11 protein-coding genes and 1 pseudogene are annotated in these 14721 nt (G+C 67.2%); 5 read left to right on the top strand and 7 right to left on the bottom strand.

Features of this window, described 5'->3' with window-relative positions:
• Position 1 precedes the first annotated feature (1 nt).
• Positions 2-2455 (bottom strand): DNA topoisomerase VI subunit B, encoded by a 2454-nt coding sequence (locus ACESK5_RS10630; RefSeq protein ID WP_372911543.1) that lies wholly within the window; start codon positions 2453-2455, stop codon positions 2-4.
• Positions 2456-2802: 347 nt separating this feature from the next.
• Between ACESK5_RS10630 and gyrB the strand changes: the two genes are divergently transcribed.
• The 3 genes from gyrB (at position 2803) to ACESK5_RS10615 (ending at position 7669) form a co-directional block, all read left to right on the top strand.
• Entirely contained in the window at positions 2803-4719 is a 1917-nt protein-coding gene (gene gyrB, locus ACESK5_RS10625; protein WP_372911542.1) for a DNA topoisomerase (ATP-hydrolyzing) subunit B, read from the top strand.
• Position 4720: 1 nt separating this feature from the next.
• The gene (gene gyrA / locus ACESK5_RS10620; RefSeq protein WP_372911541.1) at positions 4721-7285 is read left to right on the top strand and encodes a DNA gyrase subunit A; all 2565 of its coding nucleotides are present in this window, start codon (positions 4721-4723) and stop codon (positions 7283-7285) included.
• A gap of 93 nt (positions 7286-7378) precedes the next feature.
• Positions 7379-7669: a HalOD1 output domain-containing protein gene (locus ACESK5_RS10615; protein ID WP_372911540.1), complete on the top strand. Its 291-nt coding sequence runs from the start codon at positions 7379-7381 to the stop codon at positions 7667-7669.
• 65 nt (positions 7670-7734) lie between these two features.
• Here ACESK5_RS10615 and ACESK5_RS10610 read toward each other — a convergent pair whose 3' ends face one another.
• Positions 7735-9072: a TIGR00341 family protein gene (locus ACESK5_RS10610; RefSeq protein ID WP_372911539.1), complete on the bottom strand. Its 1338-nt coding sequence runs from the start codon at positions 9070-9072 to the stop codon at positions 7735-7737.
• A 103-nt stretch (positions 9073-9175) separates the two neighbouring features.
• A complete protein-coding gene (gene rocF, locus ACESK5_RS10605; protein WP_372911538.1) occupies positions 9176-10090 on the bottom strand; it encodes an arginase in 915 nt (304 codons plus the stop codon).
• Between the two features lie 173 nt (positions 10091-10263).
• Here rocF and ACESK5_RS10600 point away from each other — a divergent pair, with 173 nt between their 5' ends.
• A complete protein-coding gene (locus tag ACESK5_RS10600; protein WP_372911537.1) occupies positions 10264-10797 on the top strand; it encodes an Rrf2 family transcriptional regulator in 534 nt (177 codons plus the stop codon).
• 250 nt (positions 10798-11047) lie between these two features.
• On the opposite strand, the gene ACESK5_RS10595 is transcribed toward ACESK5_RS10600, so the two are convergent.
• Positions 11048-12226 carry an NAD(P)/FAD-dependent oxidoreductase gene (locus ACESK5_RS10595; protein ID WP_372911536.1) on the bottom strand — a complete coding sequence of 393 codons (1179 nt, stop codon included), beginning with the start codon at positions 12224-12226 and terminating at the stop codon, positions 11048-11050.
• An 82-nt stretch (positions 12227-12308) separates the two neighbouring features.
• The gene (locus tag ACESK5_RS10590; RefSeq protein WP_372911535.1) at positions 12309-13127 is read right to left on the bottom strand and encodes a nucleoside phosphorylase; all 819 of its coding nucleotides are present in this window, start codon (positions 13125-13127) and stop codon (positions 12309-12311) included.
• Between the two features lie 120 nt (positions 13128-13247).
• Here ACESK5_RS10590 and ACESK5_RS10585 point away from each other — a divergent pair, with 120 nt between their 5' ends.
• The gene (locus ACESK5_RS10585; RefSeq protein ID WP_372911534.1) at positions 13248-13871 is read left to right on the top strand and encodes a DedA family protein; all 624 of its coding nucleotides are present in this window, start codon (positions 13248-13250) and stop codon (positions 13869-13871) included.
• A 31-nt stretch (positions 13872-13902) separates the two neighbouring features.
• On the opposite strand, the gene ACESK5_RS10580 is transcribed toward ACESK5_RS10585, so the two are convergent.
• Together ACESK5_RS10580 and ACESK5_RS10575 are read right to left on the bottom strand one after the other, a co-directional pair.
• On the bottom strand, positions 13903-14544 hold the full coding sequence (locus ACESK5_RS10580) for a metalloprotease (RefSeq protein ID WP_372911533.1): 642 nt from the start codon (positions 14542-14544) through the stop codon (positions 13903-13905).
• Positions 14541-14721, bottom strand: a pseudogene (locus ACESK5_RS10575) (conjugal transfer protein TraB); the annotation flags it as partial. The gene ACESK5_RS10580 and the pseudogene ACESK5_RS10575, both read right to left, overlap by 4 nt.

The raw sequence follows: 14721 nt of genomic DNA, 5'->3' as shown, positions 1-14721 counted from the left end.
TTCAGGTGTTGATGGTGAGTTTCTCGGCCTCGACGCCGTCGACGGCGATGTCGAAGTCGGTGTCTCCGGGGAGCGTGTAGCTCAACTCGGCTGTCTCGCCCGCCGGGACCGACGGGGACCACTTCACGAACCACTCGCCGTCGAGGTCGACCACCTGCGCGTCGCCGTTCACGTCTCCCGGCTCGGCGCCGAGGATGTCGGTTATCTCGGGCTGTTCGGCCCGTCCAGAGTGGTTCTCGACGACCAGCGTCACGGTGTCGCCGTCGACCACGCGTTCGACGCTGACGTTGTTCATGATGCGGGCGAGCGCGCCGTCGATGTTCGGACGGTCCCGACCCGTCACCTCGGAGAGTTTGTCGGCCATCTCCGGGAGAATCTTGCCCAGGACCTCCTGCTTCTTCCGCCGCTTCTGCATCGACCGGCGGCGGTTGAGGTACGATTTGAGTTCGCGGGCGGCCTCCCGAATCGCCAGTTCCACCTCGTCCTCGATGGCCGGGACGTTGGCGACGGCGTCCTTCGACTCGCTGGTGAAGGGGACGTTCGTCGAGGCGACGTGGACCGCGATGACGGCAGGACCGTTCGGGATGCCCGAGCCGCCGGGCTGGTCGAGTCCGTAGTTACGCCAGCCGATGTCCTTGACGACGCCCGTGACGGCGCAGGCGCCCTGCTGGTAGACGAGGGGGACGCGGTTGGCGAACCGCAGGAGGTCGACGGAGCCCTCCGCGGCGAGTTCGCCACCGTAGGCGATGCCCGCCTCGACGACGAACGGGTCGCCGGCGTGAACTTCGGCGTCGCGCGTCGCGGCCGCGTAGAAGTCGGCGTCGAACACCTCGCGGAGACCAGCCTCGATGAGGTCCGCGGAGATGGGCGACAGACACGTCGTCGGCGGTGCGAGGATGTCCGTCTCCCGCATCGCGTCCAGGAGGGCCCGCGCGCAGTCGCGGTCGTCGACGATTGTTTTCACCTTCGGGGGGTCGTCGGGGACGGTCCGAGCGTGCGACCAGAGCGCCTCCACCACGTTCGCCCGGGCCGTCTCCCCGAACGTCGCCTCGTCGTACTCGACGGTGTCGTCCGCGGCGCCGTCGACGAGGTCGACGAGCGCCCGGTGGGTGAGCCGGTGGCGGCCGTCGTCGAGTCCGGACGCGTTCCGGGCGAGTCGCTCTGCCATTCCCTGCTTGGTCGCGTCGTCCTTCCGGGTGGAGGTCGCCTCGTCGACGACGGCGTAGAGGTCGGCGGTCAGTCGCTCCCGGCCCTCGTCGGCGTCCGCGTCCGTGTCCGCGTCTCCGTCCCGGTCGCGTCCCGTCACGGCTCCCCAGATAGCCTCGACCGTGTTCTCCCGCACTGTGGAGCCGAACCGGGTCCCGGTCTCGGACTCGACCTCGTCGGCGCAGGTGTCGACGACCGCACGCACCTCGTGGTGGGCCACGCGTTCGCGGTTCGAGAGGACGTCGGCGATTCGCTCGGCGAAGTCGGCTGTCGCCGAGGCGCCCTTGTTCGCGACGGCCGCCTCGACGACGTCCGCGAGGTCGACGCGCTCGTGTGTTCCCGGTGGGCTCCACGCCAATTCGCGTCCGAAGTGCCGGTCGCGGAAGTTGTCGATGACCTTGTCGGCGGTCTTCTTGCCGACCCGCGTGAACTCCTCCTGGAGGAAGCCCGAGACGGAGTACGACTCCGTCGCCGCGAGCATCTTCCGCAGCGTGCCGAGTTCGACCCCGTGGGGGTGCGGGCGAATCTCCTCTGTCGGTTCGGGCAACTGGTCCGTCGCCCGCTCGAACTTCATCGGCTCGTCGAGGCCGGGTTCGCGGAGTTCGACCCGCGCGTGGGGGTTGACGACGGCCGTGTGGCGGATGTAGTCGTGTAGCTGTGTGCGGGCGCGCATGTTCGCCTCCATCTCCAGTTCGATGCGCGTCCCGTGCGAGCGGTCCCACGACGTCTCGCGTGACTCCTTTATCTCGGGCTCGTTGGTGTCCGTGTCGATGATGAGTTCGAAGTACTGTGCCTCCGGTTTCCCCTGCGTTCGGCTGGTAATCTTCGCCGGCTTGCCCGAGGTCAACTGCGAGTACAGGACCGCCGCGGAGATGCCGATACCCTGCTGCCCGCGTGACTGTTCGCGGGCGTGAAAGCGAGAGCCGTAGAGGAGTTTCCCGAAGACCTTCGGCACCTGCTCCTTCGTGATGCCGGGACCGTTGTCCTCGACGACCACCCTGAGGTAGTCGTCGACCTCCCGAATCTCGACGTAGATGTCGGGGAGGATGCCGGCCTCCTCGGTCGCGTCAAGGGCGTTGTCGACCGCCTCCTTGACGGCGGTGACAAGCCCCCGAGCGCCCGAGTCGAACCCGAGCATGTGTTTGTTCTTCTCGAAGAACTCGGCGATGGAGATTTCACGCTGGCCCTTGGCCAACTCCTCGGCGATACCCTCGTCTCCCTCGCCGAGTGTCGACTGTATCGAGGTCATCGTCTGTCAACCCCTTCCGTACCGACGGTTAAGAACTCTCCGCTGGTACGGTGAAAGTGAAATCGGAGGCATCACGCCGTCGATGGCCGTTCGTGGCGGTGTCAGTTCCAGTTCCGTGTCGCTTGGTACCGTCTCCCGAGTCACCGGCCGGACGACTCCTCCGGCGGCACGGACGCGCGGAGCGAAACAGTAATTCCCCTCCGCCGAGTCCGCACGAACGAGCGGGCACCAAGATATCTTGTCCCTTCACGGCTATCAGTTTCGTTCTTGCGAACTCTACTTCAGATAGTCGCACGCGCGCGTGCGAGGGTTTAAGCGAGACCGACTCGTAGAAATATTCAGATTCTATGTCAGGCGAAACCGAATACGGAGCCGACCAGATCCAGGCTCTCGAGGATCTGGAACCGGTCCGGCAACGACCGGGGATGTTCATCGGTTCGACCGGACCGAGGGGGCTCCACCATCTGGTCTACGAGGTCGTCGACAACGCCATCGACGAGGCACTCGCGGGCTACTGTGACGACATCGACGTCACCCTCCACGAGGACGGGTCGGTGAGCGTCACGGACAACGGCCGGGGAATCCCGGTCGACACACACAAGAAGTACGACCGACCGGCGGTGGAAGTGGTGATGACCGTCCTCCACGCGGGCGGGAAGTTCAACAAGGACTCGTACTCCGTCTCCGGCGGCCTGCACGGCGTCGGCGTCTCCGTCGTCAACGCCCTCTCGAAGTGGCTCGAAGTGGAGGTGCGTCGCGACGGGGCCGTGTGGAAACACCGCTTCGACCACGGCGTCCCCGAAGAGGGGGCCTTCCAGCGCGTCCGCGACCTCGACCCGGACGAGGGGACGGGCACGACGGTCCGTTTCTGGCCCGACGGAGAGATCTTCGAATCGACCGAGTTCGACTACGACACCATCGCCAACCGGCTCCGCGAACTCGCCTTCCTCAACTCCGGCGTCCGCATCTCCATCGAGGACGAGACGTCGGGCGAGTCCGACGCCTTCGAGTACGAGGGCGGTATCAAGGCGTTCGTCAGATACATCAACGAGACGAAGACGACGCTCCACGACGACGTCATCTACTACGAGGACGAACAGGACGGCATCCACGTCGAAGTCGCCATCCAGGCGACGGACGAGGTACAGCCCTCTATCCACGCGTTCGCCAACAACATCAACACCAGGGAGGGCGGCACCCACCTGACGGGGTTCAAGACGGCGCTGACACGCACGGTCAACGACTACGCGGAGCGCCACGACATGCTCTCGGACCTCGACTCCACGCTCAAGGGCGAGGACGTCCGCGAGGGACTCACGGCGGTCCTCTCGGTCAAGCATCCCGACCCGCAGTTCGAGGGACAGACCAAGACGAAGCTCGGGAACTCCGAAGTGAGAGGGATCACCGAGACGGTCACGAACGACAAACTCGGCACCTACTTCGAGGAGCATCCGGACGTCGCTCAGTCGGTCGTGATGAAAGCCGTCGAGGCCGCGAAGGCCCGGATGGCGGCGAAGAAGGCGAAGGAGCTGACCCGTCGGAAGTCGGCGCTCGAATCCACGGCGCTCCCCGGCAAGCTGGCCGACTGTCAGAACCGCGACCCCAGCGAGTCCGAACTGTTCATCGTGGAGGGTGACTCCGCCGGCGGGAGCGCGAAACAGGGACGAGACCGCTCCTTCCAGGCCATCCTCCCGCTGCGCGGGAAGATACTCAACGTCGAGAAACACCGCCTCGACCGCATCCTCGAGAACGAGGAGATACGCTCGCTCATCACGGCCATCGGGGCCGGCGTCGGGGAAGATTTCAGCGTCGAGGACGTCCGGTACCACCGCGTCATCATCATGACCGACGCCGACGTCGACGGCGCGCACATCCGGACTCTCCTGTTGACGCTGCTGTACCGGTACATGCGGCCGCTCATCGAGGCGGGCTACGTCTACGCGGCCAAGCCGCCGCTGTACCGCGTCCGCTACCGGGGCGAGACGTACGACGCGATGACGGAGGCCGAACGTGACCGCATCGTCGAAGAGCAGTGCAACGGGAACCCGACGCAGGTCCAGCGGTTCAAGGGCCTCGGCGAGATGAACCCCGACCAGCTCTGGGAGACGACGATGAACCCCGAGAACCGGGTGCTGAAACAGATCACCGTCGACGACGCCGCCGCCGCCGACAGGATGTTCAACGTCCTGATGGGCGACGCGGTCGAACCGCGCAAGCAGTTCATCAAAGAACACGCGACCGACGCCGAGTGGGTGGACATCTGAGATGAGCTCCGACCCGAACCCCGACAGCCCCATCGCCGCACAGGTCGAGAACGCCCGCATCGAACAGGAGATGGAGCAGTCGTACATCGACTACGCCATGTCCGTCATCGCGGGGCGGGCGCTCCCCGACGTCCGGGACGGCCTCAAGCCCGTCCACCGGCGCATCCTCTACGCGATGCACCAGGCGGGCGTCACCTCGGGCTCCTCGCACCGGAAGTCCTCCTCCATCGTGGGTGAGACGATGGGTGACTACCACCCGCACGGCGACTCGGCCATCTACGACACCCTCACCCGGATGGCACAGGAGTTCTCCATGCGCTACCCGCTCGTCGACGGACAGGGGAACTTCGGCTCCGTCGACGGCGACCCCGCAGCCGCGATGCGGTACACGGAGGCACGGATGGCTTCCATCGCGGAGGAACTCCTGGCGGACATCGAGAAGGACACCGTCGACTTCCAGTCGAACTACGACGACCGAAAGCAGGAGCCGACCGTCCTGCCGGCGGCGTTCCCGAACCTGCTCGTCAACGGCTCGTCGGGCATCGCCGTCGGGATGTCGACGAACATTCCGCCGCACAACCTCGGCGAGGTCATCGACGCCACCGTCGAACTCATCCAGAACCCCGACTGCGGCGTCGAGGACCTCGTCGACACCCGCGACGGCCGCGGCAACGGCTCCGACGGACCCATCAAGGGCCCGGACTTCCCGACGGGGGCGAACATCGTCGGCAAGAACGCGGTCCACCAGGCGTACACCACGGGTCGCGGTCGCATCCGCGTCCGCGCCGACTTCGAGGTGAGCGACGAGCGCATCGTCATCAACGAGCTCCCCTACCAGGAGAACAAGGCGCGGCTCATCAAGCGCATCGCCGACGACGTCAACGACGGCTCTCTGGAGGGCATCCGCGACATCCGCGACGAGTCCGACCGCGACGGCATCCGCGTCGTCATCGAACTGAAGCGTAACGCCGACCCGCAGCTGGTGAAGAACCACCTGCTCACCTCGCATCTGGAGTCGACGTTCGGCGTCATCAACCTCGCTCTCGTCGACGGCGAGCCGCGCGTCCTCGACCTCAAGCAGACGCTGGTCGAGTATCTCGAACACCGGAAGGAGGTCGTCCGCCGGCGCTCCGAGTACGACCTCGCCGAGGCCGAAGACCGCGCACACATCCTCGAGGGGCGGCTCACGGCCCTCGAACACGTCGACACGGTGGTCGACATCATCCGCGACGCCGACGACCGCGACGCCGCGAAGGCGGCGCTCCGAGCGGAGTACGACTTCTCCGAGGCGCAGGTCGACCACATCGTCTCGATGCAGCTCGGCTCGCTGACGTCGATGGAGACGACGGCCATCGAGACGGAGTACGAGGAGGTGCAGGCGACCATCGAGCGCCTCGAAGAGATTCTCGGCGACGAGTCCGAACTGCTCGGCGTCATCGAGGAAGAGCTCCTCGAGATCAAGGACGACTACGCCGACGAGCGCCGGACGAACTTCGTCGAGAACGACGGCGAGGTGACGCACGAGGACCTCGTCCCCGAGGAGGACGTGGTGGTCGTCGTCACCGAGGACGACTACGTGAAGCAGATGCCGCTGTCGTGGTTCCGCGCGCAGCGACGCGGCGGGAAGGGAATCATCGGAAGCGAACTCAAGCAGGGCGACAGGGTGGCGAGCGTCTTCGTCGCCAACACCCACGACTACCTGCTGTGCTTCACCGACCACGGGCAGGTGTACAAGCTGAAGACGTACCAGCTCCCGCGGCCCGAGACCCGCTACACGCGAGGGAGCGCACTCGTCAACTACCTCGACCTCGACCCCGGCGAGGAGATACAGGCCGTCGTGAACTGCGACGACCTCGAGGTGAGCGCGGACGAGGGTGCAGACGACGACCGCGACGAGAAGTTCCTCACGATGGTCACCCGGCGTGGAAGGGTCAAGCGGACGAACGTCGACCGCTTCCAGAACATCCTCTCGACGGGCATTCGCGCCATCACGCTGGAAGAGGGTGACGCGCTCGCCGACGTCGAGGTCACCGACGGCAGACACGACCTCATCGTCGCCTCCGAGGGCGGTATGAGCATCCGGTTCGACGAGCAGGAGGTCCGTGCGATGGGCCGAAGCGCCCGCGGCGTCGGCGGGATCGACCTCCGAGAGGGTGACCGCGTCGCCGGACTCGCGGCCGTCGACGAGGAGCGACACGACTGGACGCTCACCGTCACCCGGAACGGCTACGGCAAACGGACGAACATCGGCGACTACCGGAAGCAGTCGCGCAACGGGAAGGGGCTCATCGACATCAAGACCGAGGGGCGGAACGGCCCCGTCTGCACCATCGAGACGGTCGGTCACGGCGACCACATCGTCGTGATGAGCGAGAACGGTCAGATCATCCGGACGGCCGTCGACGACCTCTCCGTCATCAGCCGGAACACGAAGGGCGTGACGGTGATGGACCTCGAAGAGAGCGACTCCGTCGGTGCCGTCTCTGTCGTCCCGGCCGCGGTGGCACAGGCGAGTGCCGACGAGGCCGACGAGGCCGACGACGCCGACGAGGCTGGTTCGGACTGACCCCGGGCCGCCGCTGACGACTCTCGGAATCCCGCCCAACGAAGAAATTCAATGATTTATACACGTTCGACACCCCGAGTACCACGTGTAGCCATGAATACGACCGGCACCGCCCACGTCCGCCAGGACGACACGGTCCTCGTCACGCGGTCGTTCACCGACGAGCAGCCCTCCAAGTCGATACTACACGCGTTCGCCGAACTCGACGTCGACCTGTTCGGGACCGAAGAGCTACTCGCGGACGTCGTCGACCCCGACGCACTCGACGAACTCCTGCGGACCGCAGACGGGCGCATCCGGGCCTCGATGGTCCTCTGGGACCACCCGGTGGTCGTCACGTCCGACGTGGTCCGCGTGTTCGACCCGGCGACCGACGGTGAGTGAGACGAGACGAACGGGTCGGGCGCCACCGACCGCGAGCGACTCCACCTCGTCTCCACGACGGATCACTAGCCCGGTGTCGGCCGCGACCGTTCGGTGTCTGCGCTGAGGTCGATGGCGACGGAGTCGGTCGTACGGGCCGGAGTGGTGTAGGTGACGTGCTCGACGCGGAGCGTGACCGGCGACCCGGTTCGGGCTTCGACTCTCGTCTCGAGGGCGTCGGGTAGCGCCGGATACGACCGGCCAGCCGGTCGCTCGATAGTGACGGTGACCTCGGTCGGTCGGTCGAACAGCAGTGGGTTGGCGTACGGTGTCGAGACGCCGGCGAGCGATACCTCGTCGTACGTCGGTCTCTCGAGAACCGCCTCGACGCCGTCGTTCACGTCGCGTTCGTACTGTAGTTGTGCGGCGCTCGCGCCGACCGAGGCGACGAGGAGCGCGACGACTAGCGCTGCGGTGGCGACGGTCCTGAGATTCCAGGCCGGGGACCGTTCGACGAAGTACGCGTCGGAGCGGTAGCCGACGAAGAAGAGCGTCACCACGATACTCGCGTTGACCACGACGAGTGTCGAGAGGAGGAGCAGCAGCGCGCCGACCGTGAGGACGGGGGCGCCCCAGGCGATGCCGATTCCCACGACGGCGGCCGCGGGAACGAGCGCCGCTGCGATCATCACGCCGATGATCGATATCGGCCCGTGGGTCGTGAGCCCGATGGCGGCGGCGGCCCCGCCGGCCACGCCGACGAGCAGGGCGACGACCCCCGGGGCCATGCGGAGCGTGACGAGTTCGAGCGAGGTGGGGTCGAGTGAGCCAGCGACGATACCCAGCGCGCGGAACGAGAGGGCAACGACGGCGGCGCCCGCGATTCCGACGGTGATACCGACGGCCTGCTGTCGGAGGCTCGCGGCGATCATCTCTCTGTCGCCGGTGGCGGTCCCGACACCGGCAGTGAGCATCGGACCGACGAGCGGGGCGATGACCATCGATCCGACGACGATTGCGGGCGAGTCGACGAGGAGTCCCGCCGCCGCGATGACGGCACTCAGGAGGACGAGCACGACGTACGAGAGAGTGTCGTGGCTCATGTCGAGTGCCTTCGACCGGAGCGAGTACGGGGCGAGCGGAGTGTAGTCCTGCGAGTACTCCTCCTGAAGCGTTTCGAGACCGGGCGTCATCGCCGTCTCGGCCGTGTCGATGACGGTGTAGGAGTCGGTGTCGACGCCCGCGTCTCTGAGCGCCGCGACGACCGGTTCGACGGCGTTCGTCGGCAGCGGGAACTGGACGAGCGTGCGGTCGGCCTGTGACTCGCTCGACCCGCTCGTCGCGTAGTCGACACCCATCTCGTCGAGGGTGTCGAAGACGGCGTCGTTCTGCTCGTCGGGGACGAACAGGTGGATGAGGCGCACACCTCCGTTACACCGAGTGGCGGGAAAAGAGGACGGCACGGAGGTGCAACCGTGGCCCGAGCGGTGGATTCGAACTTCGTAACGGGAGCGGGTTCGACCCTCGCTACAGGATCCGTTTGCCGAAGGCGCTCGCCGCGAGTTCGACTGCCAGCGCCGCAGTCTCGTTCTGTTCGTCGAGGACGGGGTTGACCTCGACGAGTTCCATCGAGCGCAACGCGTCGCTCCCGGCGACGGCCTCCATCGCGTGGTGCGCCTCGCGGTAGGTGACGCCACCGCGGACGGGCGTCCCGACGCCCGGAGCGACCGTCGGGTCGAGCCAGTCGAGGTCGAGCGAGACGTGGACGCCGTCGGTGCCGTCGGTCGCGACGGCGAGTGCGTCGTCGACGACGCTCGCGATGCCGCGTTCGTCGATGTCTGACATCGTGAACGCCTGCACCGCCGAGTCGTGGATGGCGTCGCGCTCGTCGTCGTCCAGCGACCGGAGGCCGACGAGGGCGACGTTCGAGGCGTCGAGGCCGAGCGCGTTCGCCCAGTCGTACGTCCGCTCGGAGAAGTCGCCCACGCCGAGGGCTGCCGCCAGCGGCATCCCGTGAACGTTCCCGCTCGGCGACGTCGTCGGGGTGTTCATGTCGCCGTGGGCGTCGAACCAGATGGCGCCGATGCGCGCGCTACGCGCCGACCCGACGAGCGAGCCGATGGCGATGGAGTGGTCCCCACCGAGAGCGAGCGGCGTCGCCCCCGCGTCGATACTCTCTGCGACGCGGTCGGCGAGGGCCGTACACACCTCTCGCGTCTCGCGGAGGAAGCGGGCCGTGCCCGCGGGTGGCTCCTCGGTGTCGGGGTCGCGCTCTTCCATCCGGGGGACGTGAAGGTCACCCTCGTCGCGGGGGGTGACGCCCGCTCCCTCGAGTTCCGACGCGAGGTCGGCGTACCTGATGGCGGACGGCCCCATGTCGACTCCGCGGCGGTTCGCCCCATAGTCGGTCGGCGCACCGAGGATTCGAACGCGACGTGGCATGCACGAACCGTGAGGAACCGGCGAGAAAGCCGTTACGGTCCCCGGAAGCGCCCAGGGGCCCGGGATGGAACCACCGACGCTGTTTGTGAAAAAAGGCCACAGTAACGTATTTGGGCGGTCTCTGTGGTAGTCTATCCATTGCATTTAAGCAGCCCTCCCTCGAATTATGATGCATGTCATCAATCGAGCTTACGTCGAGTCAGAAGACCATTCTGACTGCACTCATCAACCTCTACCGGGAGTCGGAGAGCGCAGTGAAAGGCGAGGACATCGCCGAAGAGGTGAACCGGAACCCGGGGACGATTCGCAACCAGATGCAGAGCCTGAAGGCGCTGCAGTTGGTCGAGGGCGTACCCGGGCCGAAGGGTGGTTACAAGCCGACCGCGAACGCGTACGAGGCGCTCGACGTCGACCAGATGGACGAACCCGCGGCCGTCCCGCTGTTCCACAACGACGAACGAGTCGAGAGCGTCAACGTCGACGAAATCGACCTCTCCAGCGTCCACCACCCCGAACTGTGCCGCGCGGAGATTCACGTCCAGGGGTCCGTCCGCGACTTCCACGAGGGCGACAGCATCAGGGTCGGCCCCACGCCGCTGTCGAAACTCGTCATCCGCGGAACCGTCGACGGCAAGGACGACACGAACAACATCCTCATCCTGCAAATCGACGGGATGGAGGCCCCGGTCGGCGAACCCTCGCACTAGACACGGACACGGTCGGCAACGGCGGTCGGACCCGAGTCTCGACATCTCGTCTCCTTCGCTCTCTCGGCGCGCCACTCCTGTGAGACACGTCGGTGTCTCCGAGAGATAGCACTGTCCAGTCGGAGTGTGTCGAGAAGACCACGTTTCCCCCGGACCGGACGGACGAGGAGCAACCCGGGGAACTCGGAGGGTCAGTCGTCGGCGACGCGCGAGCGGGCCGCGAACGCGAGGGGTCGCCCGTGGCCGACCGTCACATGTCGCTCCACGCGTCGATGGCGCGGGAGACGCTGGCCACGTCGGCGATCCAGCGGGCGGCGATGGCCTTCTTCAGCACGCGGGCGGGCGTCCCGCCGAAGACGTTGATTGGCACGCCGTCGACGTCGTGGGCGACGGCGTCCTCGCCGACGGAGACGACGGTCCCCTTGTCGTCGTGCGTCCACGTCTTCAGTGGCTGGCCGCGGACGGCGCGAGCGAGGTTCTCACCGGCCACCTCGGCGGCCTGCCAGGCGGCCTGTGCCGTCGGCGGGGCGATGGCGTCGGGGCCCTGCTCGACGAGCGCGGAGTCGCCGAGGGCGAAGACGCGCTCGTTCGACGTCTGGAAGTCCGGGGCGGCGTGGACGCGGTTCGAGCGTTCGTCCTTCTCGACTTCGCAGTCGGTCATCTCGGGCTGGCCAGTGATGCCGCCCGTCCAGACGAAGACGTCGTAGGGGAGCTCTTCGGGCGCTTCGTCCTCGCCGCCACCGATGTAGATGGCCTCCTCGTCGACCTTCGAGACGAACTCGCCGCACTTGATGTCGATACCGCGGTCCTCGAGGCGGCGGCGGAGTGCTCCCTGGAGTTCGGGGTCCATGTTCGGGAGGACCTGGTCGAGGCCCTCCACGAGGTGGATGTCGAGGGGGACGTCGTGTTCGTCGCGGTACTCCGCGACTTCGCCGGCCGTCTGGATGCCGGAGAGACCGGCCCCGCCGACGACGATGCTCGCCGGGTCGTCGGCCGTCGCGGCCGCCGCGGCCTCCGACACCTGCTGGTGAATCTCGCGGGCGTCGTCGAGGCCCTTCAGTTCGAGCGAGTACTCCTCGAGACCCTCGATGCCGTAGAACGCGGTCGTACTCCCGAGCGCGACCAGGAGGTAGTCGTAGTCGAGTTCCGTCCCCTCCTCGAGGGTGACGGTGCGTTCGTCGACGTCGATGTCGGTGACGCGCCCCTCGACGAACTCCGTCGACGGCGACTTCACCTCGTCGATGGGGATGGCGACTTTCGACTCGGCGCTCGGATTGCTGATGCACCGGTGGACCTCGTGGAGGACGAGGTGGTAGTCGTGTTCCGAGACCCACGTGACGTCCGCGTCACCGTCGAGTTCCTTCTCGAGGCGCTGTATCGCGCCCGTCCCGGCGTAGCCCGAACCGAGGACGACGACCTGCGTGCTCATGATTGTGTTTGGGTGAGGATTCATCCGATAAAGGGATGTTGAAACGACGGCGCGAATCCCACACGAACGACCCGCTGTGACGTTATATCGACAGTCCAGCGTGCCACTCACTCACACCCGACTCGCGCTTGACCGCCTCCATCCGCGCCAGGAGCGAGACGGCGAGACTCGCCGTCTCCGAGGCCTTCGACTCGCCCTCCGTCTGGAACTCCCCCGTGACCCGGTTGGCGAAGACGGAACAGACCGCCCCCGCCCGGAGACCGTAGACGTTCGCCAGGGTCAGGATGGCCGACGCCTCCATCTCGATGTTGGCGACGTTCGCCTCCTGGAGTTCCTCGACGAGCGTCTCCGACCCCGCGGCGACGAACCCCTCGTACCCCTCGCGGCCCTGGCCGGCGTAGAAGGCGTCGGCGCTCATCGTCAGCCCGACGTGGTAGTCGTAGTCGAGTCGCTCCGCGGCGGCGACGAGCGCCGACACCACCTCGTGGGAGGCGACGGCAGGGTAGTCGCCACGGACGTACTCGTGGCTCGTCCCCTCCTGTCTGACCGCGCCGGAGGTGATGACCAGGTCGCCGATGTCCATCCCCGGCTGGATGGCGCCACAGGACCCGACCCGGATGAACGTGTCCGCGCCGACGCGTGCGAGTTCCTCGACGGCGATGGCCGTCGAGGGGGATCCGATGCCCGTCGAGGTGACGGTGATGGGTGCGCCGTCGTACGTGCCAGTGGCGGTGCGGTACTCGCGGTGGTACGCCACCTCCTCGGCGTCGTCCCACAGGTCGGTGATGACGTCGACACGCTCGGGGTTACCGGGCAAGAGGACGGGGCCAGCGATGTCGCCGGGGGCGAGTTCGACGTGGTACTGGACTTCGTCGTTGGGGTCTTCGGCGTCGCCGGTCATGGCTCCCCCTGGGTCGGGGGGCGACATATAAGCACGGTGTGGCGGGGCCGACCCGAGGCGACGAGCGGCGACGGTGGGGTTTTATCGCTCGCGGAAGCGTGCCTCCATCGACACCCACTCGTGACCGACCTGACGACGACAGCCCTGGAGTTCGTGCGTCTGTACGGCCCGCTGGCGCTGTGTCTCTTCGTCTTCCTCGAGACGTCGATGCTCTTCCCGTTCCTGCCGAGCGAGGTGGTCGTCCCGGCTGCCGCGGTGCTCCTCGTCACCGACGTCGCTTCGCTCGTCGTGTTCGTCGTCGCTGGCGGCGTGGGCGGTACCCTCGGTGCCTTCGTGCCGTTCTCGGTGAGCGCAGGGACCCGCGTCGGCGACTCCGACTGGCTGAGACGCCACCTCCGGGTCCCGGCTGGCCGGGTCGAGCAGGCGCGAGTGTGGTTCCGGCGGTGGGGCCAGTGGTCGGTGCTGTGGGGTCGGTTCCTCCCCGTACTCCGCTCCGTCGTCTCGCTGCCCGCCGGGTTCGCCGGGATGGACCCGGTTCGGTTCGGCGTCTTCACCGCCGTCGGCACCGTCGGGTTCTACGCGGCCACCGGTGGACTGGTCTACTACGGGCGGCAGGAGTCGCTCTTCGCAGCCCTCGTCGCGTTCGCAACCGACAGACCGGTGCTCTCCGCAACCGTACTCCTCGCACTCCTCGGCTCCGGACTCCTCGTCGGGCGGTGGCGGTCGACCCGCCAGGGGAACTGACCCGCCCGGCACCGGCCCCGCCGTACCAGGGTCAGAACCCCACGCCGAGGACGAAGACGACGAGGACCGTAACCACGACGCTGGGGACGAAGACGCCGACGAACACCGCCGTGCTCCAGTCCAGGACGGTCCGGCCGTCGAGCGCGCCGAACGGCAGCATGTTGAACGCCGCGAGGAAGAGGTTGATGGCGACGCCTCGAGAGCCGACGAGTTCGAGGAACCCGACGCCAGCGAGCGAACCGACGACGAGGAGCGGCGCGAACACGACGGCGAGCACGAGGTTCACCGCGGGGCCGGCCAGCGCGATGAGGCCGTGTTCGCGGTCCGAGAGGACGCCGCGGTGGTAGACGGCGCCGGGGGCGGCGAAGATGAAGCCCGCCAGCGCGCTCACGACGGCGAGGAAGAGCATGCCGTAGTCGGCGCGGAACTCGGCCACCTGACCGAAGCGGACGGCGACAACCTTGTGCGCGAGTTCGTGGACGAGGAAGCCGAGGCCCGCGGTGAGGAGGCTCACGACGACGGCCACGACGAACCCGCCACGCGAGAGCAGCGCCACGAGGCCGCCGCCACCGCCGGCGAAGAAGACGGCGAAGGCGACACCGAGCGCGACCCACGCGAGCGCGAGGTCACGGAGTTCGCGGTCCGAGAAGGTGAGCGCCTCTCCCACGCTCACGAGACGGCCCTCCAGATAGCGTCGGCGCTGTTCGCCGCGCCGTCGAGCATCAGTCGGGTGACGGCGTCGACGCCACCCAGGTCGGCGGCGAACAGCGGCAGGACGTACGCGACGAACAGGAGGCTAGCGACGATGCTGCCGACGTTCGTCATGGCGACGACCATGATGAGTCGGAAC

Origin of the sequence: Salinigranum sp., from assembly GCF_041641895.1 — an archaeon.
Lineage (GTDB): Archaea > Halobacteriota > Halobacteria > Halobacteriales > Haloferacaceae > Salinigranum.
The sequence above is the reverse complement of the archived record's forward strand: the minus strand, read 5'-3'. Positions and strand labels throughout refer to the sequence as shown.

Excerpts from the sequence above, each read along its gene's own strand:
- rocF (WP_372911538.1), bottom strand. The coding sequence starts at position 10,090 with ATGCCACGTCGCGTTCGAATCCTCGGTGCGCCGACCGACTATGGGGCG.
- ACESK5_RS10600 (WP_372911537.1), top strand. The coding sequence starts at position 10,264 with ATGTCATCAATCGAGCTTACGTCGAGTCAGAAGACCATTCTGACTGCA.
- gyrA (WP_372911541.1), top strand. The coding sequence starts at position 4,721 with ATGAGCTCCGACCCGAACCCCGACAGCCCCATCGCCGCACAGGTCGAG.
- ACESK5_RS10590 (WP_372911535.1), bottom strand. The coding sequence starts at position 13,127 with ATGACCGGCGACGCCGAAGACCCCAACGACGAAGTCCAGTACCACGTC.
- gyrB (WP_372911542.1), top strand. The coding sequence starts at position 2,803 with ATGTCAGGCGAAACCGAATACGGAGCCGACCAGATCCAGGCTCTCGAG.
- ACESK5_RS10595 (WP_372911536.1), bottom strand. The coding sequence starts at position 12,226 with ATGAGCACGCAGGTCGTCGTCCTCGGTTCGGGCTACGCCGGGACGGGC.
- ACESK5_RS10630 (WP_372911543.1), bottom strand. The coding sequence starts at position 2,455 with ATGACCTCGATACAGTCGACACTCGGCGAGGGAGACGAGGGTATCGCC.
- ACESK5_RS10615 (WP_372911540.1), top strand. The coding sequence starts at position 7,379 with ATGAATACGACCGGCACCGCCCACGTCCGCCAGGACGACACGGTCCTC.